We start from the raw sequence: 25,884 nt of genomic DNA, 5'->3' as shown, positions 1-25,884 counted from the left end.
ATCGTTGTGAGTATGAGGTTTAATAACCGATGAATAATCACTGAAACTATTGTTACTATGCGTTCATTTAAGGCCTGCCAACGACTCACTGGCGTCCTAGTCAAAATTAACGCTGCCTAGTTTAGTCAAATCCTTGTCGAATAGTACAGCTTGATAAAGATGTCCATCATCGTAACGAACAAGGTAGTTTAACGGGTCAGAGAGAAGTTGAAAGCTCATGGTGTGATGATTGAAACCATCGAGATCAAGTTGAACAAACTGATAGTCGGGGTAACGAATTAAAAACACCTGGCTTTGTGTATCAATGGCATAGCCGTAAAACAGTTTCTGTCGATTCTCCGAGACCTGGATATACTCTATTTCTTGGATACCAGCAGGAACAGTAACGGGTTTGACGTAGATCTGATCATCCGTCATACCGAGGTTATATATTTTCCCTGCATCGTCTTTAACAAAGTAGCCCCAGTCAAAAGGCTTCATATTGGTCGTCTTGCCCCACACAGACCGGATAGGAAAGCGCAGGCCGACTGCGCTCGCTTTACTATTGAGACGCATGCTCAAGCTTGGATCGGGTTTGGCGGTTTCAGCCTGGTACGCGATAAAGCGATCAGATGATGTGGTCAGAGCGACTTCAGGAAAGCGAATTGAGCCTAGGTGACTAATTGGGTTAAACAGAGGATAGAGTTGAGCTTCAATGTTGTTAAACCGGTCTGGCGCATACTGCAAACTCATGCGTGAGGTGCGGATCTGGTGCTTGTCATAGTGCTTACCCTCGACTTCGATGGGTAACTTGCCTTGGATATCCAAGTTTTTCCAATAAACAAAGGGTAATGCAGTTTCAAATTCGGCTTTATTTAATTTTGCACTTGGTGTCCCGTAGAAAAATGTGTGATTCTCGCCATTTTTTTGGTAGACGAAGTCCTGCAACAGGTTGGAGTAAAATACATAGTATTTGCTTTTATTAGCGCCATACTGTTGGTGTAAATCGACGGCTGAGACAAACAGCAAACAGCAAAAGATGACTGGTATCGCTGCCTTATAGATAGGGCCTTGGATACGACGGGTTTTAACGCTTAAAAAGCTGTCTTTCAGTGGCAACCACATCCACCCGATGACGCCGAGCCATAGCAGGTCGACGTTGGTATAGTGTTCTTTACACAGGGAAAAAGTGATTAATAGTCCAAGTGCGAGCTTGACTGCACGATAAACCCAGCGGCTTTCAATGATAGAGGCGGCAAGCCCTAGATAAAGACTGATGGCGGGTAATTGACCAAAGGTGAGGTCCTTGAGCGTAACTTCAACAATCTCAATTGGGTAGTTAGCATGGACAGTCAATAAGATGATGATTCCCAACAAGCCGTTAATTGACAGAATTAAGCCGATTCCACTGACAAGGTGAGCAACCACAACTTGTGTCAAAGGCAAGGGTAAATGGGTTAGGATTCGGACACGTTTACCCAGTGCCTCTGGGACATATTGTAGTGCAGCAATCAAACCCGCGTTAGCGATGAAGACAAGCTGTAGTGATGAGTAGGGTTTATCGCCTAAATGTGCAAATCGATACCACATCATTGACTCTGGCTCGATATTGGCAAACTGCCCGACTAAATCTAAGTAGAAATAGATGCCGATAGTGAGCGCCAATGTTGCTAAACCAAGCGAGTAGCGTGCCAGTTTGAGCCACTCTTTGTGGTAGATAGGGTTAAGGGTCATTAGTACTTTCCTACGTAGCCTAAAAATCGTTCTTCAAAGGTCATCTTTATCTCTGTTAATGGACTAGCAAGGGCTTGTTCAAGCTCTTGCTGCTCAGCAAAAGAATAAAGATAGGGCTGATTTCTCATTGACTCAGTACGATGGATAAGGTTAGTCTTGATAGGAAGGTGTTCTAAACAGAGCTGTGGATCTTGCGTGGTATAACAGCGAAACTCCTGATTAAATCGAGTCATACTGCTGTGGTAAACGGATGTGCTTCTGTCGACAATAGCGATTTGATCGACCAGTGTTTCAAGGTCATTCATCACATGTGTGGTAATGAGTACCGTTTTACTCGTACCGTCGAGGTAGTCTTTGAGGTAGTCGATAAACAAACGCCGGTAACCGGCATCAAGGCCCATGGAATAGTCATCTAAGATCAGTAGATCAGCATCTTGGGCGAGTAACAACCCGAGTATCACCTGGGATTTTTGACCAAATGATAATGTAGTTAATGGTTGATTGAGGCTGACATCCATCAGGTCGACCAGGTCCTGAAAGTAGTGGCGTTTCCAGCCAGGGTAGAAGGCTGAGAAGAAGGCCTCTACCTGAGCAATGGTCATCGAATCATAACTAATAAAGCCCTCATAGAGTAAGGCGATTCGGGCTCGCGTCTTGGGTGAAAGTTGGTTGGCAGGCTCACCAAAAATAAGGCATTGACCCTGCTGAGGTTTTAGATATCCCATCAACAGATTAATCAGCGTTGACTTACCTACTCCATTTTTTCCCAATAGGCCAAATTTGGTGCCCGGTTCTATACTGAGGTTAAGTTGTTGATAGATAGACTTACTGCCATAGCTGTGATCTAAATTAGAGATCTGAATAACTGGCTCTGACTGACTCATCTGTGCACCTACTCTGTGATATCTCGGCCATCAATGTGAACAACATGACCTTCACCACCATTAAGGACTACCGTGTACCGGCCTCTGGGTTTCTCAAAATAAACCTCTCCAAACTCGTCAAGCTTGGTTTGCATAACCACGGTCGCATTTTGCTCGATACGAAACTCAACCCCTTCGGCACTAGCACCATCACTAAAGCCACCTTCACAGATCACGTAGCCATTACCTTCATCATAACAGGACATTAGGGCTGTATGAGCGAAGCTTTGTGTGAAAGCAACGAACGAAAAAATAATGGCGAAAAAGAAACGTTTACACATAAAAATCCCCTATTCATTGCGCAAAGGGTAGGGCCTACCTTGGCTTATAAGTCCATGAAACGATAAAGCTAGCGACGAGGCTAGCTTTACTGTTTTGGCTATGTGGGCTAGCGAATTAAAGGTCCTGAGCTTCAATCCAAAGGACCGCGTCTTGCGATAGCTCTTTACCTTTGAACTCAGTGTCAGGGCCTGAGCCCAGACAAGCGAAGCCCCACTTTCCGGCAGTTGGAATACCAAATGTAAACATACCGTTATCATCGGTCATTGCGACAATTGCTGATGCAGGTGGCTCTCTGTATGTGTCTTTGCCAAAGGCATTTGCTTGAGAGTCGATATCGGTATTAATAAACTCGATTTCACACTCGACACCCGGTGCAGGCTCACCGTTGGACAGCACTTGCCCGGTGAAGGTACTGCCAGTAAACACTTGGTAAGGCTTGACCAGTGGGACGATTTCCGTTTTTAGACCAAGTGGCTCTTCCCACCCAGTTGGTAAACTGCCCTTATTGATGTAGCGTTTGGTAATTTGCTGGATATAAATATCCTCGCCTTCTTCATAGTAAGGAGCAGGAACAAGCGCGAAAATATAATCACCATTACGACGAATCTTATATTCTACCTGGTAGGCATCAGCCTTGTTATCATGCCCTGTCCAAGTAATCTTTTTCAGATCTTTCAGTAGGTCGATTTTATCTTCTTTAAATAGAACAAAAAATTCTTCTGGTTGTGCCATGTCCATAACATGACCATTATCCATTGGGTGGCCAAAAACAAGCTTCATATCAATGGTTGCTGGCTTTTCTAATTGTGATTCTGGCGTATACAACAATTGAAAGTGTGCTTGCGATGCCGCACTAAAACCGATCGCCGCGACACCTGCCATCAAAGCAAATTTATTCATTATTTACATCCCTATTAATAAACTCAAATTATTCAACGATATCCTTGCCATCTATCTCAATGATATGGCCAGGACCTGCATCAAAAACTACCTTGTAATCGACAGATGGCTTTTCGAATTCAAACTCACTGTCTTGGTTTATTTCACCGCTGATAAGCTCATTCCCATCGCTATCCACAACCAACATCTTTACTCCAGCGGCAGAGGAGCCATCGGAAAAGCCACCCTCACATAATATAGTGTTATCACCAAAGTCATAACATGAACACAAGGGGGTATGGGCCAATACCAACCCTGGCAACAATACCAGTATCAATCCACTCCATTGTATGCTCTTCATTTGATCGTCCCCTTTTCTCGATAATGAGTTGTAACTTATCTAGATTGTTACTGGCTTTATTTGTGTACAAATTTTCGTAACTGTAAAAACAAACGATAATGCCTCTCATTTTTGTATCATTTGATCTAAATCATGTAACAATGTATTTCGTAATTTATTTCTTTAATTAACCCCCGGACTGATCGCAAAATATTGTTGGGATAAGAAGGGAAGCTATGTAATGGAAAAGAAACTAAGTCAACTATCAATAGGTGGCACTGGAAAAATCATCGCACACCAATCTATTGGTGCGACCAGGCAGCGGCTACTTGATCTCGGTCTCATCCCAGATACGGAAATTAGTTTTATAAGAACAGCACCTTTGGGTGATCCGATAGAAATTAGGGTTGGGCATACGCATATCGTTGTCAGAAAGACAGAGGCAGAAACTGTTGTAATAAAAGAATACAAATAGTTTTCAAGGGGAGAATATTATAATGCAACGGAAGAAAGTCCTTCTGGCGGGGCAACAAAATGCTGGGAAATCAACAATATTTAATTTTCTGACCGGAGCAAGACAGCACGTTGCTAATTATCCGGGAGTGACAGTTGATAAGAAAGTTGGTTATTTTTCAATAGGTTCATCTAGCTATCAACTGGTGGATCTACCGGGAACCTACAGCCTGACCAGCTTCTCTCTTGAGGAGCGTGTTGCTCGTCGTGCCCTCTTAGAGGAGCAGGCTGATACGGTGCTCAATGTCATTGATGCCGCTAATCTTAGTCGCTCACTGCACCTGACTCTGCAACTGCTCGAGCTTGAGCTACCAGTGGCTGTAACACTGAATATGATGGATGTTGCTGAGCGCGAGGGCTTCAAGATTGATGCGCAAAAGCTTGAGCATGCCCTCGGCGTGCCCGTTGCACAGTGTGTTGGGCGCCTGGGTAAAGGCGTTGAGGACGTTTCTGCGATTATAGACTCGGTAAGACAGTCAAATTTCTGTGTCCCATATCCAGAATTAGAAGCGACAATTACCCAGCTGACAGCGGCGATTACACCGCAAAAGCAGGTTAAATTGCCACCGCTGCGCTGGTTGGCATTACGCCTGCTGGAGAATGATGCTGAGGCGATTTCGTTACTTAATCGGGAGCTTGATAATACTTCTTTCGATCAAATAACTGAACTTGTTAAACAGCATCAGCATCGTTTGAAGTCGACACTGTCATCGAGCGTCAGTGACTATATTGTCGCACAACGACATAAAGTGGTTGGAGAGGTTTTAGCACAAGTAGTCACCGAGCAACCAAGCCAGCAGCGTCACTCTAGTTGGACTCAAAAGCTTGATGGTGTGATCTTAAATCGTTACGCCGCGCCCTTTTTTCTGATCTTAACGGTGTTTGTTATCTATCAATGCGCGATTGTGTATGGGTATGAATTGACGAATTATTGGTGGCCTGTTCTTGCGTCACTCAGAGAGTTTATCGCAGGCATTCTCCCTGATGCTGGCTTTCTCCATGACCCTTATGTGCGCTCAATGGGGCTATGGATCGTGGACTCGGCCAATACACTGCTGAACTACATACCAATATTCATAATCTTATTTGCCTTGATCGCCATAGTCGAAGACTCAGGGTATATGGCGCGGATTGCATTTATCTCAGATCGTATCCTGCATCGATTTGGCCTGCATGGTCAGAGCACCCTACCGATGATCCTCGCTGGGGTTTTTGCTGGGGGATGCGCGGTACCTGGCGTCATGGCGACCAAGGGGATACCCGATAATCGGGCACGATTAGCGACTATCCTGACGGTGCCGTACATGAACTGCTTGGCAAAAGTGCCTTTGTATACCTTATTGCTCGGGATATTCTTCGTTGAATCAAAGTCATTGATGACTTTTTATATTGCCACTATCTCGATTATTGCCGCGCTATTAGTCTCGAAGCTGCTGACCAAAACCGTGTTGCGAAAGACTGAAACTGCCCCATTTGTGATGGAGTTGCCGCGCTATAACCTTCCTACCTTGCGTGGTGTGGCGATTCGATCGCTTGAGCGGACTTGGCTTTATGTGCGTAAGGTGGGCACTATTGTGCTTGCTGTCTCAACTGTGATTTTTGTCTTACTCCAATTCCCAGGCATCGATGCAGAGGATGAGCGCCATTTTGTTGCAGACGCCAAGGTAGCGGTGGCTAAGTTTGAACAGGCACTGGCGAAGACAGAGTACGTTGGGCGTTTTGACCAGCAGTCTATCCCTGAGTTGGTCAACTTCTATAATGATTTCAGACAAGCAAAGCTCAATGCCAAGGGCGCAGAGGCCTCAAGTAAGGTTAATGAGCGGTTTGCTCAGCGCAACGCGCAGTTTTTTGAGGTCACTGCACCACCGAAGGGGAATCAAGATGCCCGCAGTGTAAACCGAGCGCTGAGAAAGCTCTCTTCTGATCGCAAACGTATCCGACGAGAGATGCGTGAATTAAGGTTGGAAAATTCACTGCTAGGTATGTTTGGCCGCTCATTAGAGCCAGTTACCCAGTATGCCGGCTTTGATTGGAAGATTAATGTCGCCTTGTTCTCTTCTTTTGCTGCTCGTGAGAGTAGTGTAGCGACACTAGGCGTTTTATTTCAGCAAGATGAAGACAGTAATCAGAAACTCGAGCAGCGAATGGGCGAGTCGCAAGAGCTGGCAGGTCATGGCGAAATTGCTGCGGTCGCACTGATCTTATTCTTTATCCTCTATCCTCCCTGCTTAGCAACCGTCATGGTGATTCGAGTACAAACGGGGGAATACAAATGGATGCTGCTGTCGATTTTCCTTCCAACTCTGATTGGTTTTACTGTGGCGACCATGACCTACTCGTTGGGGGGGTATTTTGCTCTAAGCGGGATTGAGTTGATGTCAGTGGTGTACTTTAGCGCATTAGTAATGTTGCTGGTGCTAGGACTAAAAGACAGCTTTGTCCGCTCGAAGCAGCCCGATGAAATAGCGGTGAAAAATATATAGGAGATTGGAATATGTATACTCAACCCGATTCCTTTTGGGATATTGCTGCGGTGTTACTTTTCGCGCTAGTCGCTGGCGGGTATATCTTCTACAAGCTGTTGCGGAGCAATAATAAATGTGGCAGTGGGTGTGACTCTTGCTCGAGTAAAGGGAAAGAGTAACTTACTGGGTTGCTTACTCGCCTCCATCGCGCTTTGCTTTGGGGTAGTTATTTTACGCAAGGCTTATAAGAATGAGAGCCTATCATTCGTGGGCTCTCAGGCATAATACTTGCGTGTGTCTATCCCTGCGCTTTTCTAAACAATGAGCTCAGTGAGAGAACATTTTGCAGCCGGATAAGCATAGCTTGTTGCTCTGTCTGTGAGCGAAACTCGCCCGGAGTGTTGCCCCATATAGGGCCAGGCCAAGCAACATCGTCTTTGAAGCGAGCGATATGATGGAAATGCAACTGAGGCACCATATTCCCAAGAGCCCCTAAATTGAGTTTATCTGGGCGAAAAGTGGCCTCAAGCGCTTGGCTCACCGCTTGTGATTCGAGTAGAAATTGCTGCTGCTCCTTCATTGGCAGATGGTGAAGCTCTTTGAGGTGATTGCGTCTCGGCACTAAGATAATCCAAGGAACAGCACTGTCACGGTGGAGTAGGGCAATACACAGGGGAAAGTGGCCAATAACGCTGGTATCCGCAACAAGTTGTGGGTGCAGTTCAAAGTTCATTGTGTTCATTCCATCTTCTCTCTATTGTTCTCAGCTATAAAAAAGGTTGATGCTCTCACATCAACCTTTTTAAGTTCTTATCTCATCGAGACCAGCGCTTACATACGCTCAAGCGTTTCGATACCCAGCAATGCTAAACCTTGCTTGATGGTTTTTGCCGTCAGCGCAGCCAGTTTCAGGCGGCTCTGCTTAACCGATTCATCTTCAGCGATCAGGATTGGGCAAGCCTCGTAGAAGCTTGAGAATTGACCTGCAAGCTCGAATAGGTAGCTACACATGATGTGTGGTTGACCTTCGCGAGCCACCGCTTGTACGGCTTCTTCAAACTGCAGCAATTTCGCGATTAGGGCTTTTTCCTTCTCGTCGGTAACCTTGATCTCACCCTCTAGCGAGTCCATGGCTACGCCAGCTTTAGCAAACACAGAAGCAACACGAGTGTAGGCATACTGCATGTATGGCGCGGTGTTACCCTCAAAGGCCAGCATGTTGTCCCAATCGAACACGTAGTCGGTGGTGCGGTGCTTAGAAAGGTCGGCGTACTTCACGGCGGCCATCGCAACCGTGTTAGCAATCTTGGCTTTCTCGTTAGCATCCAGCTCTGGGTTTTTCGATTCGATTAGCTTCGCTGCGCGCTCTTCGGCTTCATCAAGCAGGTCTGCCAGACGTACAGTGCCACCAGCACGAGTCTTAAATGGTTTGCCATCTTTACCCAGCATCATACCAAACGCATGGTGCTCTAGTGATACAGACTCAGGGATATAGCCGGCTTTACGTACGATAGTCCATGCTTGCATTAGGTGCTGGTGTTGACGTGAGTCGATAAAGTACAGCACGCGATCCGCACCTAGCTGCTCATAGCGGTATTTCGCACAAGCGATGTCGGTCGTGGTGTAGAGGAAGCCACCGTCGCGTTTCTGAATGATAACACCCATCGGGTCGCCATCTTTGTTCTTATACTCGTCCAAGAACACCACTTGCGCGCCGTCATCTTCAACCGCTAGGCCTTGCGCTTTTAGATCAGCCACAATGCCTGGCAGCATGTGGTTGTACTGACTCTCACCCATCACGTTATCACGAGTCAGTGACACGTTTAGGCGGTCGTAGTTGCGCTGGTTTTGAATCATGGTGATGTCGACAAGCTTTTTCCACATTTCGCCGCAGAACTCATCGCCACCTTGCAGTTTCACCACGTAGTTACGTGCTTTCACCGCGAACTCTTCGTCTTCATCGTAGAGTTTTTTCGACTCGCGGTAGAAAGCCTCCAGATCCGACAGCTCCATAGAGACTTCACCGGACTCTTGCTGCACACGTTCTAGGTTGGCGATCAACATGCCAAACTGGGTGCCCCAGTCACCGATGTGGTTCGCACGGATCACATTGTGCCCTAGGAACTCAAGTGTGCGCACAACCGCATCACCAATGATGGTTGAGCGCAGGTGGCCCACGTGCATCTCTTTTGCCACGTTTGGTGCAGAGTAGTCTGCCACGATGGTTTGTGGTGCTTCAGCTGCGACACCTAGGCGAGAATCCGCCAGTGCGGCATCCGCCTGCTGAGCCAAAAACGCTTCATCAAGGAAGATGTTGATAAAGCCAGGGCCAGCAATTTCTACTTTGCTCGCGATACCATCTAGGTCTAGAACATCGAGCACTTTCTGAGCAAATTCTCGTGGATTGGTGCCAAGTTTCTTCGCAACACCCATCACACCGTTAGCTTGGTAGTCACCAAATTGTGGCTTTGCAGATTGGCGGACAGCAGCAGGGCTGCCTGCAGGTGCGCCAGCGGCTTCGAGAGCCTGAGATACTTTGTCATTAATAAGTGCTTGGATATTCACACGCGTTTCCTTCATTTCAAGGACGAAAGCCCAGTATAAGCAGACTGAGATTTGTAGTAGTTCACAAAAATGGCGCTAATGATAACAACTTTATCGGTTGTCATACAGAGAGGATTTAGGGAAATTTCTCGTTAGAAGCGCTATAGTGCCAAGCATTGCGTCGAATTAGAGAAAAAACCATGACCTCACTGGATACCTTACGCCTTGATCCTCGGCAAATGCTAGAGGATTTGCCTCAGTTTATGCAAAAGATTACCCAACTCGCGGAGATGCTGGATATTGATCTCAGTCCCTATCAGGCGGATCATATTGCACTGAGGATCAATGATCCCGATATTGCCGAGCAAGCGAGACTGGCATGGCGGGCGTATGGGGAGGAGATTTCATCCGCCGAGATCAATCACCGGCCAATCATCGTCAGTCGCTTCAATCAGCCCGTAACTGTTGATGCTTGGCAGATAGAGTGCCTTGAGTTGCCTTTTCCCGCCAAAGGTAAGCTATATCCACAGCAAGGGTGGGAGCACGTAGAGTTTGTCATTCCATCGGATGCTCAGACGGTGGAGGATTTCGTCAGCGAACTAGAGCGCATTGAGGGTTTTAATAATCTGCAGCGCAAGGCCGAACAGCTCGGCGCTACGCTCAAATTATCCAGCCCTAAAGGGGAGGGGGAGCGCCTTGCTAATCCTACCTTGGCGATCAAACATCAAGGCGTGTGCATCAAGCTACATCCCCACAGCCTGCGTTCGATTGTTGCTTCTGAGCAAGATTAGCCCAACTCGCAGTCTTTGGGCTTAAGCTGAAACTCGTCGATAGAGCCGATTTGGTGACCCAGCACCAGTGGCTCGCTATCTTGATGCGCGCTGCCGGTGGCGTGCATAACCAAGCGGTTGGAGGCACGGGGCTTGAGCTCGTTGACCACAAAACGGATCATATCGGCCCGTGTCAGCGATTTCAGCTCGTTAAGCACCTGCTCTTTTTGGTCAAAATCGTGATCTTTATTACCAATCGCCACCCAGAGGCGCTGACCTCGGCTGCGCATGGTCTGGTCGGGCGTTGCAATCTGATTCCACAAGCCGCGCTTACTGCTGTGCCATTGATATTCATTTAACTCAATTAGCAGCAGGTAGAAGGCATTGAGGAACTCATCAATCGAGTGCATCAGGGCGCTCGGGCCCTCTTTGGGCGATTGGACGTAAAGGACTATCCCAGGGTGTCGATTGAGGGGCATATTGCCGGTGCCTACCATGTAGCCAAGCTGCTGCTTGGTACGGATCTCGTTAAAGAATGCGGCCGACATTAGGTGGTTGGCGAGCGAGTACAGGGCAATTGAGCGCGTATCGCTATTGGGGCATTGGTAGTACACCACCACGGCAGAGTCGTCTTGACCACACTGGTGTTCACGTTGATAAGTCCCTTCGTTGCCGAGCATGATCAGCGGGCGCAGCGACTCCTTATAGGTTTGGTTTTTGACTCTCAGCGCATCTTTAATCGTCTCCCCCAGTGCCAGAGCTTCGGAGCGGGTCCAGTCGCCGTAGACAAACATTTCAACATGCAAGGTGGCAAGTAGCTGTTCGACAAACGGCGGTAACTGGTCAAGCTCTATCGATTCGAGCGCCGCGGCGAGCACTGAAGCCGGCGGGTTATTGGGCTGCAATAATCCGGTCATGGTATTGAACAGCTGGGATATGGGGCGATCTTTGGCCGCATTATTCCAACTGCGGGCCAGCAGAGTCTTAATGGTTTCAAAACGCGCTGGGTTAAAACTGCGCTCGGTAAACTTACGCAGGATCATTTTAAGCAGCTCCGGCTGCTTTTGTGAAAAGCCGGACACAGTGAGGGTGACGCCCCCCTGGTGGGTGTAGAGGTTATACCCCATTCCCGCAATCTCGGCTTGGTAGGTGTCCTCAGAGAGGGAGTCTAGGAGCATTTCGACGCATAAGCGCGTTTTTACAATATTGCTGGGTGATGAAACCGCATGTGGGCTGTCGATGGCAATATAGCTCATACCTTTTGGCACGCGATAGTGATCATCCTGCAGGTGCCACAAGGCAAAACCCTCTGCCTCTTCGATGATCTTGGGCACCTCTTCGTGTGCCTCGACCGCTTTCGGCTCTAGGTCGTAGCAGATAAACGGGTTTTGCTGAGGCAGACCGCAAGCGAACTTTGTGTCATCGGTGGCATAAAGTTGATGCTCGGCGGCGGAAATAGGGCGACTTGAATAGGGAGTAAAGTACCACTGCGCTTCTCGGTCATACTCAAGCCCTTTGGCGACTAAAGAGATTCTAGCGTTGTCGGTGGTAAAAAAGCTCAGGGCTTGTTTGATGGCCACCGAGTCATAGTCGAGCATCATGTAATCACCATAGACATAGTCATCGCTGTGATAGTGTTGCATATTGACCACCAGATGACTGGCTTTGTCTAGGGTACGGGTAGGCTCTTGAAAGCGAAAAGCCGCCTCAAGCACTGCGCGCTTCTCATCGTAGCGCCAAGCATCCAGTCCCTCACGCTCAATTAGGCGAATATACTGCATGACCGCTTGGATAATCTCGTCGACGTGCTCCAATCCGAGCTCAGTGAGGGAGCAGCCAATCGTAAACTCGCGGTAATTACTGCCACTGACGCCGCCACCAGCAGATAGGCTGACGATCCAACCGAGCTGCTTGAGCTTGATCATCAAGCTTTCCGGTCCCTCATAGCCAATCATATGCGCAATGTACGACAGCGGTTTGGTTTGATAATGGTGGTCCATGGCGGGTAGGGCGAAAGAGATGGACAATTTACGCATCTCTTTGACAGGCTCGATATTCACCCTTAACCCTATAGTCTCATTTGTGACAAAAGGTGGCTCAATTTGCTTGCTTGCCTTGGCGCTATTGGTGATAGGGCTGAAGTAGGTCTTCGCCAACCCGGTCAGTTGTTCAAGGCTCACTGGACTGATCAGCACCAGGGTCATGAGATCGGCTGAGTACTCCTGCTGATGAAATTGCATCACGACGTCACGGATGGATTGGTTATCTCGATCCTCAAGGGTATCAATACTGCCGACGGAGAACTGGCTGAAGGGGTGCTCTTGATTGATCAGCTCTTTGTGTACCTGATAGATGCGACGGCTATCATCACTGATTTTCATCTTATATTCTGAATCAACCGCGTGGCGCTCTTTGTCGGCAGCGTCAGGATTGAACAGCGGGGCGACAAAAAACTGACTAAAGCGCTCCAGGCCCGATTCAAAATGCTCGTTGCTGATGTCGAAAAAGTAGCAGGTGTGCTCGGTACCTGTCCAAGCATTATTGCTGCCGCCATGCTGGCTGATGAAGCGTTGAAAGTCTCCCACCACAGGAAATTGCTCGGTGCCTAAAAACAACATGTGTTCGAGATAATGCGCCAAACCCTGTCTGTCTTCTGGGTCGTCAAAGTGCCCAACATTAACCGCCAGTGCCGCAGCCGACTTTTGTGCATTCTCATCGCTGATTACAAGAACCCTGAGTTGATTGTCTAGGGTCAGGGCGTGGTAGTGGCTGTTATCATTAGGGCTAATGTGCACGGGAGGGCTCCGGTGGTTGTCTGGTGATTGAAGTGGTACTCCCATTACGACCTAGAATGGATAGTCTCGCGTTGCCTACTAGTATGGCGGTAAACTGGTGTTAGGTAAAATTGTTAATAAAAAAACTTGTTATGGCGTGGTAGTTTAAGCAAAGATACTTAGGTCTAAAGATGGCTTGAGTTCCGCTGATTAATGATTGATTTGTGGTAAGCAACGTATGATCAAATACCGGTAGCGTGATTTGTGTGACAATCACTGTTTGAGACAGTGACACTTGTATGTCATACCAATAAACAACACAATACACACAAGATCGTGACTGGATTGGGTATGTCCAAGCCCATCGCAATAATAGGTTAGAATAATGAAAGTAATTATTATGCGTCACGGCGAAGCCGAGATGTTCGCCGCGACAGACTCCGAGCGACAACTGACTGCCAAGGGCATCGACAAAAGTTTGGCGGCCGCCGATCAGCTTCTTGCCTTCGCCGGTCAAGAGGTCGACAAGGTACTGGTCAGTCCCTATGTGCGTGCTCAGCAAACCTGGGATACCATCAAGGATAAATTTGATGTTGGTAGCGTAGAAACATGTGACGACATCACGCCGTATGGTGATGCTGATGATGTACTCGAGTATGTGTGCGCAGTCGCAGAGCTAGAGACCTTGGAGAGTGTGATGCTGGTCTCCCACCTGCCTCTCGTCAGTTACATGACCTCAGCATTTGCTTCAGGCTCCACGCCTCCAATGTTTCTCACCTCCGGTATCGCTGTGGTTGATTTTGACTTAGCTGTGCGCCGCGGGGAGTTAACTCATCAAATCTGATCTCCGGTGATTGATGGGGGTCTAGGCGTGTCGGAAATTTGACGTTTATTTGGAATGATTTTTGCATATTTGTTACTTTTGGGCAGTTTATTTGCCATCGTATCTACGCCCACTTCCTTGAACCAACGTCAGCTTGAACCAACGTCAGTATGAAACTCACTCTCCCATTCGCCGATAAATTACCGCCTCTACCTCGTCAAGCGATCCCTGCGATAGGGGCGCCGGTCATGGTGCTTGCTACTCTGGCGATGGTGGTGCTGCCGATGCCAGCGCTGCTGCTCGACTTGGCGTTTACCTTTAACATTGCCTTAGCAATGGTGGTGCTGCTGGTGACGGTCTACACCCGAAGGCCGTTGGATTTTGCCGCTTTCCCGACAGTGCTGCTGATCGCCACTCTGCTCCGGTTGGCGCTGAACGTAGCCTCTACCCGAGTGGTATTGCTGCGTGGTCACGAGGGGCCAGGCGCGGCCGGCAATGTGATTGAGGCGTTCGGTAACGTGGTGATTGGCGGCAACTATGCCGTGGGTTTGGTGGTGTTTTTGATCCTAATGATCATCAACTTTATGGTCGTTACCAAGGGTGCTGGTCGAATTTCAGAGGTGAGCGCTCGCTTTACTCTCGATGCCTTGCCGGGTAAACAGATGGCGATTGACGCGGACCTTAATGCGGGTCTTATCGACCAAGAACAAGCCCGAACTCGACGTATGGAAGTGACCAAAGAAGCCGACTTTTATGGCTCGATGGACGGTGCGTCAAAGTTTGTTAAGGGTGATGCCATCGCCGGTATTTTGATCTTGATGCTCAATATTGTTGGTGGTCTGGTGATTGGTATGATCCAATATGACCTAGCCTTTGGCCAAGCGATTGAGATCTACACCTTGCTCACCATCGGTGATGGTCTGGTTGCCCAGATCCCATCACTATTGCTCTCGATTGGCGCCGCCATTATGGTGACGCGACAAAATACCGACGAAGACATGGGTGAGCAACTGGCATTTCAGATGTTCGATAACCCCAAGGCTTTGGCCATCACCGCCGGCATTCTTGGCGTGATGGGGATTGTGCCAGGCATGCCGCACTTTGCCTTTTTGCTACTCGCGACGATGGCGGGTGGCTGGGCATACTGGATTAATAAAAAGCACCAACGCCGCAAGGATGAACCCAAGCTTCCTGCTACTACCGACGCAGAGTCGACCACGCCGAAAGAGCTGTCATGGGATGATGTGCAGCCAGTGGATATTATTGGGCTGGAGGTTGGCTATCGATTAATCCCGCTGGTGGATCGTGACCAAGGTGGTGAGTTGCTTGAGCGGGTCAAAGGCGTGCGTAAAAAGCTGTCGCAAGACTTTGGTTTTCTCATCCCTGCGGTCCACATACGCGACAACCTGGAGCTGACGCCAAATAGCTACCGCATCACCCTGATGGGGGTTGCAGTCGGTGAGGCAGAAATTCGTCCTGACCAAGAGCTGGCGATCAACCCAGGACAAGTCTACGGTATGATTGAAGGTGAGCCCACCATCGACCCTGCTTTCGGCCTTGAGGCGGTGTGGATCCGCGGCGAACAACAAGAGCACGCTCAAGCTTTGGGCTACACCGTGGTCGACTCTTCAACGGTATTGGCGACACACCTCAGCCAGCTGTTGGTCAACAACGCTTCGCAGTTGATTGGCCATGAAGAGGTACAGAACCTGCTCGAGATGCTTGGCCGCAGCGCACCTAAGCTGGTGGAGAATTTCGTCCCAGATCAATTGCAATTGGGCGTGGTGGTTAAAGTACTGCAGAACCTGCTTAACGAGGCGATCCCAATCCGTGATATTCGCACGATCGTTCAAACGCTTTCTGAGTATTCGGTCAAGAGTCAAGAACCTGACATTCTCACTGCCGCCGTGCGCATCGCGCTCAAACGCCTAATTGTTCAAGAAATCAATGGTATAGAGCCAGAGTTGCCGGTAATTACCTTAATTCCTGAGCTGGAACAAATATTGCATCAAACGATGCAGGCATCCGGTGGTGAGTCCGCAGGCATCGAGCCGGGTCTCGCGGAGCGCTTGCAGTCGTCTCTGAGCCAGGCAACCCAAGAGCAAGAGCTGAAAGGTGAGCCAGCTGTGCTACTGACCTCAGGTGTTCTGCGCGGTACCTTGGCCAAATTTGTTAAAAATACCATTCCAACCTTGCGCGTGCTCTCATACCAAGAGATCCCGGATGAGAAGCAGATCCGCATTGTTCAGGCGGTGGGAAACTAGACCCTATTTGATTTGAGTGGTATTGACCGCTCATTGTAACTTTAAACTTACGGGTATTCCTGCCTATTAGGATTTGGAATAACACCCGGTTAGACGGAAAACCATCGTGAAAATCAAACGATTTTTCGCTAAGGACATGAGAACTGCACTCCTGCAAGTGAAAGAAGAGCTTGGGGACGATGCGGTGATCATGTCAAATAAGCGAGTGGCTGGTGGTGTGGAAATTGTTGCTGCCATCGACGCTGACCCGGTAGGCTCGGCCGGCCGCGGCCCGACCGGACGCGGCCCGACCGGACGCGCCCCGACCAAGCCTGCGGCGCGTAACGCACAAGTAAGCCCACCAACTCGTGCGACAGAGCGTCAACTCGATGAGGATCGCGTGAGCCTCCAAGGGGGTGAGAAGTCAAGCTCATCAATGACTCAGCGCTTTGCCAATATGCTCAGACACTACAAATCTGCTGACGGTGATACTGAGCTGCCCCCTGCAGAGAACGAGGATTCACTCTCTGCACTACTTAAACGTCAATCCGACAGCCAGACTCATAAAGGTGGTCAGACTCATACGCCAAGCCTAGGTCGAGCACCTATCTCACGCTTTAAAGATCAAGCACCCGATGAGCCAGCGCCAAATTTGTCCAATATGTTAAGTGACAATCGACCAGGCTCTCGTAAGCCGATGCTCGACCCCACGCGATATGAACGCGGTCGCGTTGATGAATCGGTATCGGCTGAGGAACTTGAAAATATGCGCGAAGAAATGGCGTCGATCCGCCGTCTGCTTGAGCACCAAGTTTCCGGGCTGATGTGGCAAGAAGTTGAGCGCCGTGAGCCGCTGCGAGCAATGTTGATTAAGCGTTTGACACGTATGGGGCTTTCGGAAGAGTTGGCGGACCAGCTTGCCTGCTACATCCCTGAAGATACGCCGCCACCCAAAGCATGGAAGGCATTACTCGGGTTAGTTGCTGACCAGATCCCGGCTGCCAAGAGTGATATCTTGCGCAAAGGTGGGGTGGTTGCATTGCTTGGACCAACCGGTGTGGGTAAGACTACCACTATTGCCAAACTTGCTGCGCGCGCAGCGATGGAATATGGCGCGGACAACGTTGCACTGGTGACCACAGACACCTATCGAATTGGCGCTCATGAGCAATTGGCAATCTACGGTCGCATCATGGGATGCCCTGTAAGAGTCGCTAAAGATTCAAATGAATTGGCCGATGTTATATATCAGCTGAGAAATCGTCGTTTAATACTAGTAGATACTGCAGGTATGGGGCAGCGTGATGTGCGCTTGTCTGAGCAACTTGACACCTTGATGCAAGAAAGCGGCGAGGTGATACACAGTTATTTGGTGCTACCTGCTACAGCGCAGCGCAAGGTTTTACAAGAGACGATTGACCACTTTAAACGGATCCCATTGTCCGGTTGCATTCTGACTAAACTGGACGAGTCATTGAGCTTGGGTGAGTTCATTGGCGTGGTGATAGAAAACGCGTTGCCAGTGGCGTATATCGCCAATGGGCAGCGGGTGCCTGAGGATATCGTGTTGGCTCAACCAAAATACATGGTGGCCAAGGCTAATGAGCTACTGGAGAAGTCACGAGAAAATGAACCTCACTACTGGAATAGTGATGTGGAGGCACCTTAAGGGGTAACAATTATGGTAGAGAATATGATTCAAGACCAAGCGAGTGGTCTACGTCGCCTGACCCAGCCTTCACTGACTAAGGTTATTGCTGTCACCGGTGGTAAAGGTGGTGTGGGTAAATCAAATGTTAGCCTAGGTATGGCGATCTGTATGGCGCGCCAAGGCAAAAAGGTGATGGTGCTGGACGCTGACCTTGGCTTGGCCAACGTTGATGTAATGCTCGGCCTTCGTCCTAAGCGCAACCTTGGCCATGTCCTTGCTGGCGAATGTGACCTTAAAGATGCCATCGTCGAGGGACCTCATGGGATCAAGATCATCCCGGCCACTTCAGGTACGCAAAAGATGGCGGAGCTATCTCATGCTCAACATGCTGGGCTTATCCGCGCATTCGGCAGCCTTGAAGATGAAATGGACGTGCTGATTGTCGATACCGCCGCCGGTATTTCAGACATGGTAGTGAGCTTCTCACGCGCCGCGCAAGATGTGGTTGTAGTGGTGTGTGATGAGCCGACGTCGATCACTGATGCGTACGCGCTGATTAAGCTATTAAGTAAAGAGCACCAAGTACAGAGATTTAAAGTGGTGGCGAACATGGTGCGCAGTTATCGCGAAGGACGAGAATTGTTTGCAAAGCTGACCCTGGTCACAGAGAGATTTCTTAATGTGAGCCTTGAACTAGTGGCATGCATTCCATTAGATGATAAAGTGCGACAAGCTGTTAAAAAACAAAAGATTGTTGTCGATGCATTCCCTCGTTCACCTGCGGCGCTAGCGCTGGGTTCACTGGCAGGTAAAGCGTTAGGTTGGCCACTGCCGAAAACACCAACCGGTCATCTGGAGTTTTTTGTTGAGCGCCTGTTGAACCGCTCGCAGATATCGGGAGAGCCGTTCTTTGAATAAAGCATTAACCTATGGTCACCTGGCTCATCAAAACAGCCAGAAGGTGTTCTTAGAGAAGTATTCTGCTTTGGTGAAACGGATTGCTCACCATTTGATTGGTCGCCTGCCACCGAGTGTGCAGGTCGATGATTTGATTCAAGCCGGCATGATTGGTCTGCTTGAGGCCCAGAAAAATTATGATGGGAGTAAAGGCGCTAGCTTTGAAACCTATGCCGGTATCCGGATTCGCGGTGCGATGCTCGACGATATTCGTCGAGGTGACTGGGTGCCCAGGTCGGTACACCGTAACAGTCGCGAGATCACACAAGCGATAGCGACCCTAGAAGGGCAGCTTAACCGTAACCCAACCGATATTGAGGTCGCGGAATTTCTCGAAATGTCGTTGGATCAATACCACGCTGCGCTGACGGACATCAACTGTTCGAAAATCGTGGGTATTGATGATCTGGGTGTTTCTGATGATGTCATCAACACCGCTGAAGATGATGATAACGCGCCTTTTCAAGGGGTTGCAGATGAATCTTTTCGCCATGCGTTGATAGATTCGATAAAATCGCTACCGGAACGAGAAGCTTTGGTGCTTTCGTTGTATTACGACGAAGAGCTCAATCTAAAAGAAATTGGTGAGGTGATCGGCGTGAGTGAGTCACGTGTGAGTCAAATCCTCAGTCAATCTATGCAGCGTTTACGTTCGAAACTTCGAGCGTGGACTGACAATGACGAATAAACACTGACGCTTGAATCAGTGGAGGCAATTTTGAATAAAAATATGAAGATCCTTATTGTTGATGACTTTTCAACAATGCGACGTATCGTAAAAAACCTGCTCCGAGACCTGGGTTTTAGTAACACCCAAGAAGCGGATGATGGTTTGACCGCGCTGCCAATGCTTAAGAAAGGCGATTTTGACTTTGTTGTGACCGACTGGAATATGCCGGGTATGCAGGGTATTGATTTGCTTAAGCACATTCGTTCTGATGCCGATCTTAAGCACTTGCCAGTGCTGATGATCACCGCAGAGGCAAAGCGTGAGCAGATCATTGAAGCCGCCCAAGCTGGGGTGAACGGTTACATTGTGAAGCCATTTACTGCACAGACGCTAAAAGAAAAACTCGACAAAATCTTCGAGCGCTTATAAGCGTTTGGCAATAGATAGTCACAACAATAATTGAATCAATAATCTAGGCTAGGTCAATTTAGGATGATTTCATTACAACAAGCGCAGCAGCTGGTGACACTACTGGAAAACCAGCAGCAACAAGACGCCAATACACTGCTGTTAGACATCTATCGGGCAAGTGAGAATGACATTCTAAATGAGATTGGATTACTGACCCGTGAACTGCATGACTCATTGAAGCAATTTACCCAAGACGAAAGGCTCGGGGAGATTGCCAACGACGAGATCCCAGATGCAAAGGATCGCTTAAAGTACGTTATTCAGAAAACTGAACTGGCGGCGAATACCACCATGGATGCGGTCGAGCGATGTCTACCAATGGCAGACTCACTGAATCAGCATCTAACGGAGGTCCGCCCTCAGTGGAATCGCCTGATGCATGGTCGTATTCAGTTGGCGGATTTCAAGAGTCTCTGTTATGACATTGATGCGTTGCTTACGCGTGTTGAAGGGGACAGTACAGAGGTTCGTGGTCAGTTGACCGAGATCTTGATGGCACAGGACTTTCAAGATCTAACCGGACAGACCATCCATCGGGTTATCAATTTAGTGAATGAAGTTGAGGGGCGCCTGGTGGACATCCTAACCGTCTTCAGTGCTTCAGAGGTTAAACCAGTCGAAAACAAACAACGAACAACGCTGGCTGCTGAGGGGCCTATTATTGATCCCGAGCAGCGAATGGATGCAGTTTCATCTCAAGACGAAGTCGATGACCTCCTCTCAAGTCTTGGGTTTTAGGGGTATTTTATGAGTTACGAATTAGATGAAGACATTCTACAGGATTTTTTAGTAGAAGCCGGCGAAATCCTTGAGCTACTCTCAGAGCAACTGGTAGAGCTCGAAAACAATCCCGACGACAAAGATCTGCTCAATGCCATATTTCGTGGCTTCCACACGGTAAAAGGCGGAGCAGGGTTCCTGTCTCTAACCGAGCTTGTTGACACATGTCACGGTGCAGAGAATGTCTTCGACATTTTGCGTAATGGTCAACGCACACTCACCTCCAGTCTTATGGACACCATGCTCAGCGCTTTGGATACAGTTAATCTGCAGTTTGCTGCTGTACAGAGCCAGCAACCGATGCCAGTCGCCGAACAAGCGCTACTCGATGAGCTGCATCGCCTGTCCGCACCAGAAACGCAAGACAGTGACATTGCGTCATCAGCGGCGCCAGCAGCAGTAGAGTTGCCGCAGCCGGTAATCACGCCAAGCGTGAGTGATGTCGGTCCCGTGGACGAAATCACCCAAGATGAGTTTGACCGCCTACTCGATGAGTTACATGGTAAAGGCAGTGCACCTGGTCGTCATGCTTCAGCGGTTAACGCCTCTCAAAGCAATGCGGCAGTGAGTGAATTACCAGCCTCGACACCAACTGCATGTGCTGATGTCACAGGTGATATCACAGATGATGAGTTTGAGCGCCTGTTAGATGAACTGCACGGCGCGGGCAAAGGGCCTTCGGCGGGAGAAGCGAGTGAGGAGACCACGCCAATTGTTTCGACAGAGGCAGTTGAACCATCGCCAATCCTAGCGGCAGCACAAGACGATGACCTAATGACAGACGAGGAGTTCGAAAAGCTTCTCGATGAACTGCATGGCACGGGCAAGGGCCCCTCGGTTGAAGAGCTTGAAATGGCGACCAAACCGGCAGCGGCTAACCTACAGCCATCATTATCAAGCAGTACGACCAGTTTGCCAGCTGCGCCGGTGGTTGCCGCGAAAGAGCCAACTTCGGTGTCAGCTAAGGCTGAGCCACAGCTTAAGAAGCCTCAGGCTGAGGCGACCGTGCGCGTCGATACCTCAACGCTAGACACCATCATGAATATGGTCGGAGAGCTGGTTTTAGTGCGCAATCGCTTGCTCAGTCTTGGTCTAAATAGTAACGATGAAGAGATGGCCAAAGCGGTCGCTAATCTTGACGTGGTGACTGCGGATCTTCAAGGCGCTGTGATGAAGACGCGGATGCAGCCGATCAAGAAAGTCTTTGGCCGCTTCCCTCGCGTAGTACGCGATCTGGCGCGCAACCTTAACAAAGAAATTACCCTTGAGATGCGCGGTGAAGATACGGATCTTGATAAGAACTTAGTTGAAGCGCTGGCGGATCCATTGATCCACTTGGTGCGTAACTCGGTTGATCATGGCGTCGAAATGCCTGATGTACGTGAGGCGAATGGTAAGCCACGCGCGGGTAAGGTGATCTTATCGGCGGCGCAGGAAGGGGATCATATTGAGCTGGCGATCATCGATGATGGCGGCGGTATGGATCCGAATAAACTGCGCAGCATTGCTGTCAAGCGTGGCATGATGGACGATGATGCCGCATCGCGCTTGTCGGATAAAGAGTGTTTTAACCTGATCCTGATGCCAGGCTTCTCCAGTAAAGAGCAGATCTCAGATATCTCGGGACGTGGCGTGGGAATGGATGTGGTCAAGACCGCAATCAATACCCTCAATGGCTCCATTGATATCGACTCAGAGATGGGTAAGGGGACCCGCATTACCATCAAGGTGCCTTTGACCCTAGCGATACTACCAACCCTGATGGTTGGCGTTGGGGGTAACCCATTTGCTCTGCCACTTGCGAGCGTGAATGAGATCTTCCATCTCGATCTTAGTCGCACCAACGTGGTGGACGGCCAGCTGACGATTATTGTGCGTGATAAATCGATTCCATTGTTTTACTTACAAAACTGGCTTGCTCCACATGCAGGTCAAGTCGAGTTACGTAAGGGACATGGACATGTGGTGATTGTTCAGATTGGCAGCCAACGGGTTGGCTTTGTGGTTGACACCCTGATTGGTCAAGAAGAGGTGGTGATCAAGCCATTGGATAGACTTCTGCAGGGCACTCCGGGAATGGCTGGGGCGACGATCACCAGTGATGGTCATATCGCCTTGATTCTCGATGTACCCGACCTGCTGAAGCAGTATGCGGCTGCCTCACGTATTTAGCCTTTTGGTAAGATCAAAGGAATGCAATGGCAATAAAAGTATTAGTTGTTGATGATTCGAGCTTTTTCCGTCGTCGAGTCAGTGAGATTATCAACGCATCGCCGCGCTTGGAAGTTATTGATGTCGCTGTCAATGGGCGAGAGGCCGTCGAAAAGGTTGAGCAGCTCAAGCCTGATGTGATCACGATGGACATCGAGATGCCCGTGATGGATGGGATCACTGCAGTGAAAAAAATCATGGCAGCGACGCCTACGCCGATCTTGATGTTCTCTTCTCTTACGCATGAGGGAGCAAAGGCGACATTGGATGCGCTTGATGCAGGGGCCGTGGATTTTTTACCCAAGAAGTTTGAAGACATCGCGCGCAATCGTGACGAGGCAGTAAGCCTGTTGCAGCAGCGCGTGAGTCATATCGCTTCACGGCGCAGTTTTATGCGTCGTCAAGTTGCAAGTCAAGTGCGCTCCACCACTGCGCCTTCACTGGTGCGAGCCAAAGCAGAGGCGAGGCAACCGAGTGAAAGAACACGTCACATTGAGCCCACGCCGGTGCGCAGCCGCTTCAAACGAACTGGCAAAGATTACCAGCTGACCGCGATCGGCTGCTCCACGGGTGGTCCGGTAGCCTTGCAAACCATCTTGACGCGATTGCCTGCCAATTATCCACATCCTATTGTACTGGTTCAGCATATGCCGGGAACGTTTACCAATGCGTTTGCGTCTCGTCTCAATAGCTTATGTAAGATTACCGTTAAAGAAGCCGAGGATGGAGACATCTTAAGGCCGGGCGTGGCCTATCTTGCCCCTGGGGGCAAGCAGATGATGCTGGATGGGCGCTCGAGTTCACCCCGTGTGCGGATTATCGATGGGGGCGAGCGAATGAACTATAAGCCGTGTGTCGACGTCACCTTTGGCAGTGCATCCAAGGTATTTGGCGCCAAAGTACTGTCTCTGGTATTAACGGGGATGGGGGCGGATGGCCGTGAAGGCTGTCGAATGCTTAAGTCGGCGGGTGCCACTATCTGGGCGCAAGACGAAGACAGCTGTGTCGTGTATGGTATGCCACAGGCAGTGACTAAGGTTGGGCTTTCGTCTGAGAGCCTGCCGCTTGAGCGAATCGCCGAACGAATACTGGTCGAACTGGGAATGGCGCAGAGTTGAGATGAAGATCTGGAGCGTAGCAAATCAAAAGGGAGGCGTGGGGAAAACCACGTCAACCATTACTTTAGCAGGCTTACTCGCCAAGCAAGGCAAGCGCGTGTTATTGGTGGATACCGACCCGCACGCCTCGCTGAGTTCCTATTTGGGGATCGACAGTGATGAGCTTGATTCAAGCCTGTTTGACTTGTTTCAATTGAAAACACTCAGCGAAGCGAGCGTAAAGCCGCTGATCCATTCGACGCCGGTTGACGGTATTGATCTGATTCCGGCCCATATGTCACTGGCGACCCTTGATCGCGTCATGGGCAACCGTAGCGGCATGGGATTGATCTTGAAGAAAAGCCTAATTGCCCTGCGTGAGCATTATGATCACGTCATCATCGATTGCCCTCCAATCCTTGGCGTCATGATGGTCAATGCCTTGGCGGCCAGCGATCGTATCTTGATACCGGTGCAGACCGAGTTTCTCGCGATGAAGGGGCTTGAGCGAATGATGCGTACCCTAAAGATAATGCAAAAATCGCGCAGCAAAAGTTTTGCCGTCACTATCGTGCCTACCATGTACGATAAGCGTACCAAGGCGTCGTTACAGACATTGACTCAGCTTAAAAAAGATTACCCAGAGCAGGTGTGGAATTCGGCGATACCCATAGACACTAAATTCCGTGACGCCAGCTTAAAGCACCTTCCAGTGTCCCATTTTGCACCTGGAAGCCGAGGCGTATTCGCCTATAAACAGTTACTGCTGCATCTTGAGAGGTTAATGTTTGATGAGTAACCAACCCAGCCTATCGGGTGAACAGGCATTGGACGATTACTTTACGGCACTGCTAGATGACAGTGAAATGGACGTGGACGAAGACAATGCCAGTTTGATTGACACTGTTGTCCAGCTCGATAACCTTGCTCCAGAGCCAGAGCCAGAGCCAGAGCCAGAGCCAGAGCCAGAGCCAGAGCCAGAGCCAGAGCCAGAGCCAGAGCCAGAGCCAGAGCCAGACTATCTAGCGGGATCAGATTCCTTAGCTTGGCTGGGGGATGAGCCCGAGTTAGCGGGCTCAGATCTCGGTGATGTTGAGAAACTGCTTGCCCAGCTTGAGCAGCAAAATCAGATGGTTGATCACCACTTTGAGCCGATGGCCGAAGAGGTTAGTCAAAAGGCGGATACAGAGCAGGTACTGATCTCGACAGAGGCAGAGTCGTTTTCGCCAGAGCTAGAGCCAGAGGTTGAGCTCGCGGTTCAATCGGTTGAGGCCGCGCAGCAGGCACCTGTTTGGCAGAGCACCAAGCGAGAGCAGGTGTTTCAGGTGCTGTATTTTGATGTCAATGGTATGACGTTTGCGGTGCCTCTCGACGAGCTTGGTGGCATCCACAAAATGGGCGAATTATCTCACTTGGTCGGTCGACCGGAATGGTATTTAGGTTTGAATACTACCCGTGAAAATCAGTACGATGTGGTGGATACCGCTCGTTGGGTGATGGCCGAAAAACTCGTCGATGATCACTATAAATCAGAGTACCAGTATATCGTCATGTTGGGGCAGAGCACTTGGGGGCTGGCAAGTACCGCGCTTAAAGGCACTGAAGCACTCAATCCGGACATGATAAATTGGCGTGAGACTGCGGGTAAACGCCCTTGGCTTGCGGGAATGGTTAGAGAAAAAATGTGTGCATTGGTTCATGTTGAAGAACTGATTAAGATGCTTGATGCTGGACTGGATGTCCGGGCCGTCATTCGTTAGACAGCACAACACGCTTTT

The 25,884-nt window shown here is 49.4% G+C and carries 22 protein-coding genes; 14 read left to right on the top strand and 8 right to left on the bottom strand.

Annotated features, from left to right (window positions below; genetic code table 11):
* Positions 1-96: 96 nt before the first annotated feature.
* From ACSTTG_RS01825 to ACSTTG_RS01805, 5 genes are all read right to left on the bottom strand, one after another.
* Positions 97-1,713, bottom strand: coding sequence for a DUF4857 domain-containing protein (locus tag ACSTTG_RS01825; protein ID WP_438473640.1), 1,617 nt, complete (start codon positions 1,711-1,713; stop codon positions 97-99).
* Positions 1,713-2,597 carry an ATP-binding cassette domain-containing protein gene (locus tag ACSTTG_RS01820; protein ID WP_438473639.1) on the bottom strand — a complete coding sequence of 295 codons (885 nt, stop codon included), beginning with the start codon at positions 2,595-2,597 and terminating at the stop codon, positions 1,713-1,715. The genes ACSTTG_RS01825 and ACSTTG_RS01820 overlap by 1 nt, the downstream gene beginning before the upstream one ends.
* Before the next feature lie 8 nt (positions 2,598-2,605).
* The gene (locus ACSTTG_RS01815) at positions 2,606-2,917 is read right to left on the bottom strand and encodes a hypothetical protein (RefSeq protein ID WP_438473638.1); all 312 of its coding nucleotides are present in this window, start codon (positions 2,915-2,917) and stop codon (positions 2,606-2,608) included.
* Positions 2,918-3,032: 115 nt separating this feature from the next.
* Positions 3,033-3,818 carry a DUF4198 domain-containing protein gene (locus ACSTTG_RS01810; RefSeq protein ID WP_438473637.1) on the bottom strand — a complete coding sequence of 262 codons (786 nt, stop codon included), beginning with the start codon at positions 3,816-3,818 and terminating at the stop codon, positions 3,033-3,035.
* 28 nt (positions 3,819-3,846) lie between these two features.
* Positions 3,847-4,158 (bottom strand): hypothetical protein, encoded by a 312-nt coding sequence (locus ACSTTG_RS01805; protein ID WP_438473636.1) that lies wholly within the window; start codon positions 4,156-4,158, stop codon positions 3,847-3,849.
* Between the two features lie 220 nt (positions 4,159-4,378).
* Here ACSTTG_RS01805 and ACSTTG_RS01800 point away from each other — a divergent pair, with 220 nt between their 5' ends.
* Positions 4,379-4,612 carry a FeoA family protein gene (locus ACSTTG_RS01800; RefSeq protein WP_438473635.1) on the top strand — a complete coding sequence of 78 codons (234 nt, stop codon included), beginning with the start codon at positions 4,379-4,381 and terminating at the stop codon, positions 4,610-4,612.
* Positions 4,613-4,634: 22 nt separating this feature from the next.
* Positions 4,635-7,133, top strand: a complete 2,499-nt coding sequence (gene feoB, locus ACSTTG_RS01795) for a ferrous iron transport protein B (RefSeq protein WP_438473634.1) — start codon at positions 4,635-4,637, stop codon at positions 7,131-7,133.
* Between the two features lie 280 nt (positions 7,134-7,413).
* On the opposite strand, the gene ACSTTG_RS01790 is transcribed toward feoB, so the two are convergent.
* Together ACSTTG_RS01790 and argS are read right to left on the bottom strand one after the other, a co-directional pair.
* Positions 7,414-7,848 carry an HIT family protein gene (locus ACSTTG_RS01790; RefSeq protein WP_438473633.1) on the bottom strand — a complete coding sequence of 145 codons (435 nt, stop codon included), beginning with the start codon at positions 7,846-7,848 and terminating at the stop codon, positions 7,414-7,416.
* A 98-nt stretch (positions 7,849-7,946) separates the two neighbouring features.
* Complete coding sequence (gene argS / locus ACSTTG_RS01785; protein WP_438473632.1) at positions 7,947-9,680, bottom strand: arginine--tRNA ligase; 1,734 nt, start codon at positions 9,678-9,680, stop codon at positions 7,947-7,949.
* A gap of 179 nt (positions 9,681-9,859) precedes the next feature.
* Here argS and ACSTTG_RS01780 point away from each other — a divergent pair, with 179 nt between their 5' ends.
* A complete protein-coding gene (locus ACSTTG_RS01780; RefSeq protein ID WP_438473631.1) occupies positions 9,860-10,450 on the top strand; it encodes a VOC family protein in 591 nt (196 codons plus the stop codon).
* Here ACSTTG_RS01780 and ACSTTG_RS01775 read toward each other — a convergent pair.
* Positions 10,447-13,224 (bottom strand): insulinase family protein, encoded by a 2,778-nt coding sequence (locus tag ACSTTG_RS01775; RefSeq protein WP_438473630.1) that lies wholly within the window; start codon positions 13,222-13,224, stop codon positions 10,447-10,449. The two genes, ACSTTG_RS01780 and ACSTTG_RS01775, sit on opposite strands and share 4 nt — an antisense overlap.
* A 364-nt stretch (positions 13,225-13,588) precedes the next feature.
* Here ACSTTG_RS01775 and sixA point away from each other — a divergent pair, with 364 nt between their 5' ends.
* From sixA to ACSTTG_RS01720, 11 genes are all read left to right on the top strand, one after another.
* The gene (gene sixA / locus ACSTTG_RS01770) at positions 13,589-14,047 is read left to right on the top strand and encodes a phosphohistidine phosphatase SixA (RefSeq protein ID WP_438473629.1); all 459 of its coding nucleotides are present in this window, start codon (positions 13,589-13,591) and stop codon (positions 14,045-14,047) included.
* 149 nt (positions 14,048-14,196) lie between these two features.
* A complete protein-coding gene (flhA, locus tag ACSTTG_RS01765) occupies positions 14,197-16,290 on the top strand; it encodes a flagellar biosynthesis protein FlhA (RefSeq protein ID WP_438460681.1) in 2,094 nt (697 codons plus the stop codon).
* A 106-nt stretch (positions 16,291-16,396) separates the two neighbouring features.
* Positions 16,397-17,938: a flagellar biosynthesis GTPase FlhF gene (gene flhF, locus ACSTTG_RS01760; protein ID WP_438473628.1), complete on the top strand. Its 1,542-nt coding sequence runs from the start codon at positions 16,397-16,399 to the stop codon at positions 17,936-17,938.
* A 12-nt stretch (positions 17,939-17,950) separates the two neighbouring features.
* Positions 17,951-18,838, top strand: coding sequence for a MinD/ParA family protein (locus ACSTTG_RS01755; RefSeq protein ID WP_438460683.1), 888 nt, complete (start codon positions 17,951-17,953; stop codon positions 18,836-18,838).
* Positions 18,831-19,565 carry an RNA polymerase sigma factor FliA gene (locus ACSTTG_RS01750; RefSeq protein ID WP_438460684.1) on the top strand — a complete coding sequence of 245 codons (735 nt, stop codon included), beginning with the start codon at positions 18,831-18,833 and terminating at the stop codon, positions 19,563-19,565. The genes ACSTTG_RS01755 and ACSTTG_RS01750 overlap by 8 nt, the downstream gene beginning before the upstream one ends.
* A 42-nt stretch (positions 19,566-19,607) precedes the next feature.
* Positions 19,608-19,976, top strand: coding sequence for a chemotaxis response regulator CheY (cheY, locus tag ACSTTG_RS01745; protein WP_438460787.1), 369 nt, complete (start codon positions 19,608-19,610; stop codon positions 19,974-19,976).
* Positions 19,977-20,039: 63 nt separating this feature from the next.
* Positions 20,040-20,756, top strand: coding sequence for a protein phosphatase CheZ (locus tag ACSTTG_RS01740; protein ID WP_438473627.1), 717 nt, complete (start codon positions 20,040-20,042; stop codon positions 20,754-20,756).
* A gap of 9 nt (positions 20,757-20,765) precedes the next feature.
* Positions 20,766-22,970 (top strand): chemotaxis protein CheA, encoded by a 2,205-nt coding sequence (locus ACSTTG_RS01735; RefSeq protein WP_438473626.1) that lies wholly within the window; start codon positions 20,766-20,768, stop codon positions 22,968-22,970.
* A gap of 26 nt (positions 22,971-22,996) precedes the next feature.
* Positions 22,997-24,127 carry a protein-glutamate methylesterase/protein-glutamine glutaminase gene (locus ACSTTG_RS01730; protein ID WP_438473625.1) on the top strand — a complete coding sequence of 377 codons (1,131 nt, stop codon included), beginning with the start codon at positions 22,997-22,999 and terminating at the stop codon, positions 24,125-24,127.
* A 1-nt stretch (position 24,128) separates the two neighbouring features.
* On the top strand, positions 24,129-24,905 hold the full coding sequence (locus ACSTTG_RS01725) for a ParA family protein (RefSeq protein WP_438460688.1): 777 nt from the start codon (positions 24,129-24,131) through the stop codon (positions 24,903-24,905).
* Positions 24,898-25,866 (top strand): chemotaxis protein CheW, encoded by a 969-nt coding sequence (locus tag ACSTTG_RS01720; protein WP_438473624.1) that lies wholly within the window; start codon positions 24,898-24,900, stop codon positions 25,864-25,866. Before ACSTTG_RS01725 ends, ACSTTG_RS01720 begins: the two co-directional genes overlap by 8 nt.
* The last annotated feature ends 18 nt before the right edge of the window (positions 25,867-25,884 follow it).

The organism is Vibrio glycogenivorans (assembly GCF_051660965.1).
In the GTDB taxonomy this organism is placed as follows: domain Bacteria; phylum Pseudomonadota; class Gammaproteobacteria; order Enterobacterales; family Vibrionaceae; genus Vibrio.
The sequence above is the reverse complement of the archived record's forward strand: the minus strand, read 5'-3'. Positions and strand labels throughout refer to the sequence as shown.

What these genes read in the sequence shown, in the direction of transcription:
- ACSTTG_RS01825 (WP_438473640.1), bottom strand. Translation starts at nt 1,713, where the DNA reads ATGACCCTTAACCCTATCTACCACAAAGAGTGGCTCAAACTGGCACGC.
- ACSTTG_RS01820 (WP_438473639.1), bottom strand. Translation starts at nt 2,597, where the DNA reads ATGAGTCAGTCAGAGCCAGTTATTCAGATCTCTAATTTAGATCACAGC.
- ACSTTG_RS01815 (WP_438473638.1), bottom strand. Translation starts at nt 2,917, where the DNA reads ATGTGTAAACGTTTCTTTTTCGCCATTATTTTTTCGTTCGTTGCTTTC.
- ACSTTG_RS01810 (WP_438473637.1), bottom strand. Translation starts at nt 3,818, where the DNA reads ATGAATAAATTTGCTTTGATGGCAGGTGTCGCGGCGATCGGTTTTAGT.
- ACSTTG_RS01805 (WP_438473636.1), bottom strand. Translation starts at nt 4,158, where the DNA reads ATGAAGAGCATACAATGGAGTGGATTGATACTGGTATTGTTGCCAGGG.
- ACSTTG_RS01800 (WP_438473635.1), top strand. Translation starts at nt 4,379, where the DNA reads ATGGAAAAGAAACTAAGTCAACTATCAATAGGTGGCACTGGAAAAATC.
- feoB (WP_438473634.1), top strand. Translation starts at nt 4,635, where the DNA reads ATGCAACGGAAGAAAGTCCTTCTGGCGGGGCAACAAAATGCTGGGAAA.
- ACSTTG_RS01790 (WP_438473633.1), bottom strand. Translation starts at nt 7,848, where the DNA reads ATGAACTTTGAACTGCACCCACAACTTGTTGCGGATACCAGCGTTATT.
- ACSTTG_RS01780 (WP_438473631.1), top strand. Translation starts at nt 9,860, where the DNA reads ATGACCTCACTGGATACCTTACGCCTTGATCCTCGGCAAATGCTAGAG.
- sixA (WP_438473629.1), top strand. Translation starts at nt 13,589, where the DNA reads ATGAAAGTAATTATTATGCGTCACGGCGAAGCCGAGATGTTCGCCGCG.
- flhA (WP_438460681.1), top strand. Translation starts at nt 14,197, where the DNA reads ATGAAACTCACTCTCCCATTCGCCGATAAATTACCGCCTCTACCTCGT.
- ACSTTG_RS01755 (WP_438460683.1), top strand. Translation starts at nt 17,951, where the DNA reads ATGGTAGAGAATATGATTCAAGACCAAGCGAGTGGTCTACGTCGCCTG.
- cheY (WP_438460787.1), top strand. Translation starts at nt 19,608, where the DNA reads ATGAAGATCCTTATTGTTGATGACTTTTCAACAATGCGACGTATCGTA.
- ACSTTG_RS01740 (WP_438473627.1), top strand. Translation starts at nt 20,040, where the DNA reads ATGATTTCATTACAACAAGCGCAGCAGCTGGTGACACTACTGGAAAAC.
- ACSTTG_RS01735 (WP_438473626.1), top strand. Translation starts at nt 20,766, where the DNA reads ATGAGTTACGAATTAGATGAAGACATTCTACAGGATTTTTTAGTAGAA.
- ACSTTG_RS01730 (WP_438473625.1), top strand. Translation starts at nt 22,997, where the DNA reads ATGGCAATAAAAGTATTAGTTGTTGATGATTCGAGCTTTTTCCGTCGT.
- ACSTTG_RS01725 (WP_438460688.1), top strand. Translation starts at nt 24,129, where the DNA reads ATGAAGATCTGGAGCGTAGCAAATCAAAAGGGAGGCGTGGGGAAAACC.
- ACSTTG_RS01720 (WP_438473624.1), top strand. Translation starts at nt 24,898, where the DNA reads ATGAGTAACCAACCCAGCCTATCGGGTGAACAGGCATTGGACGATTAC.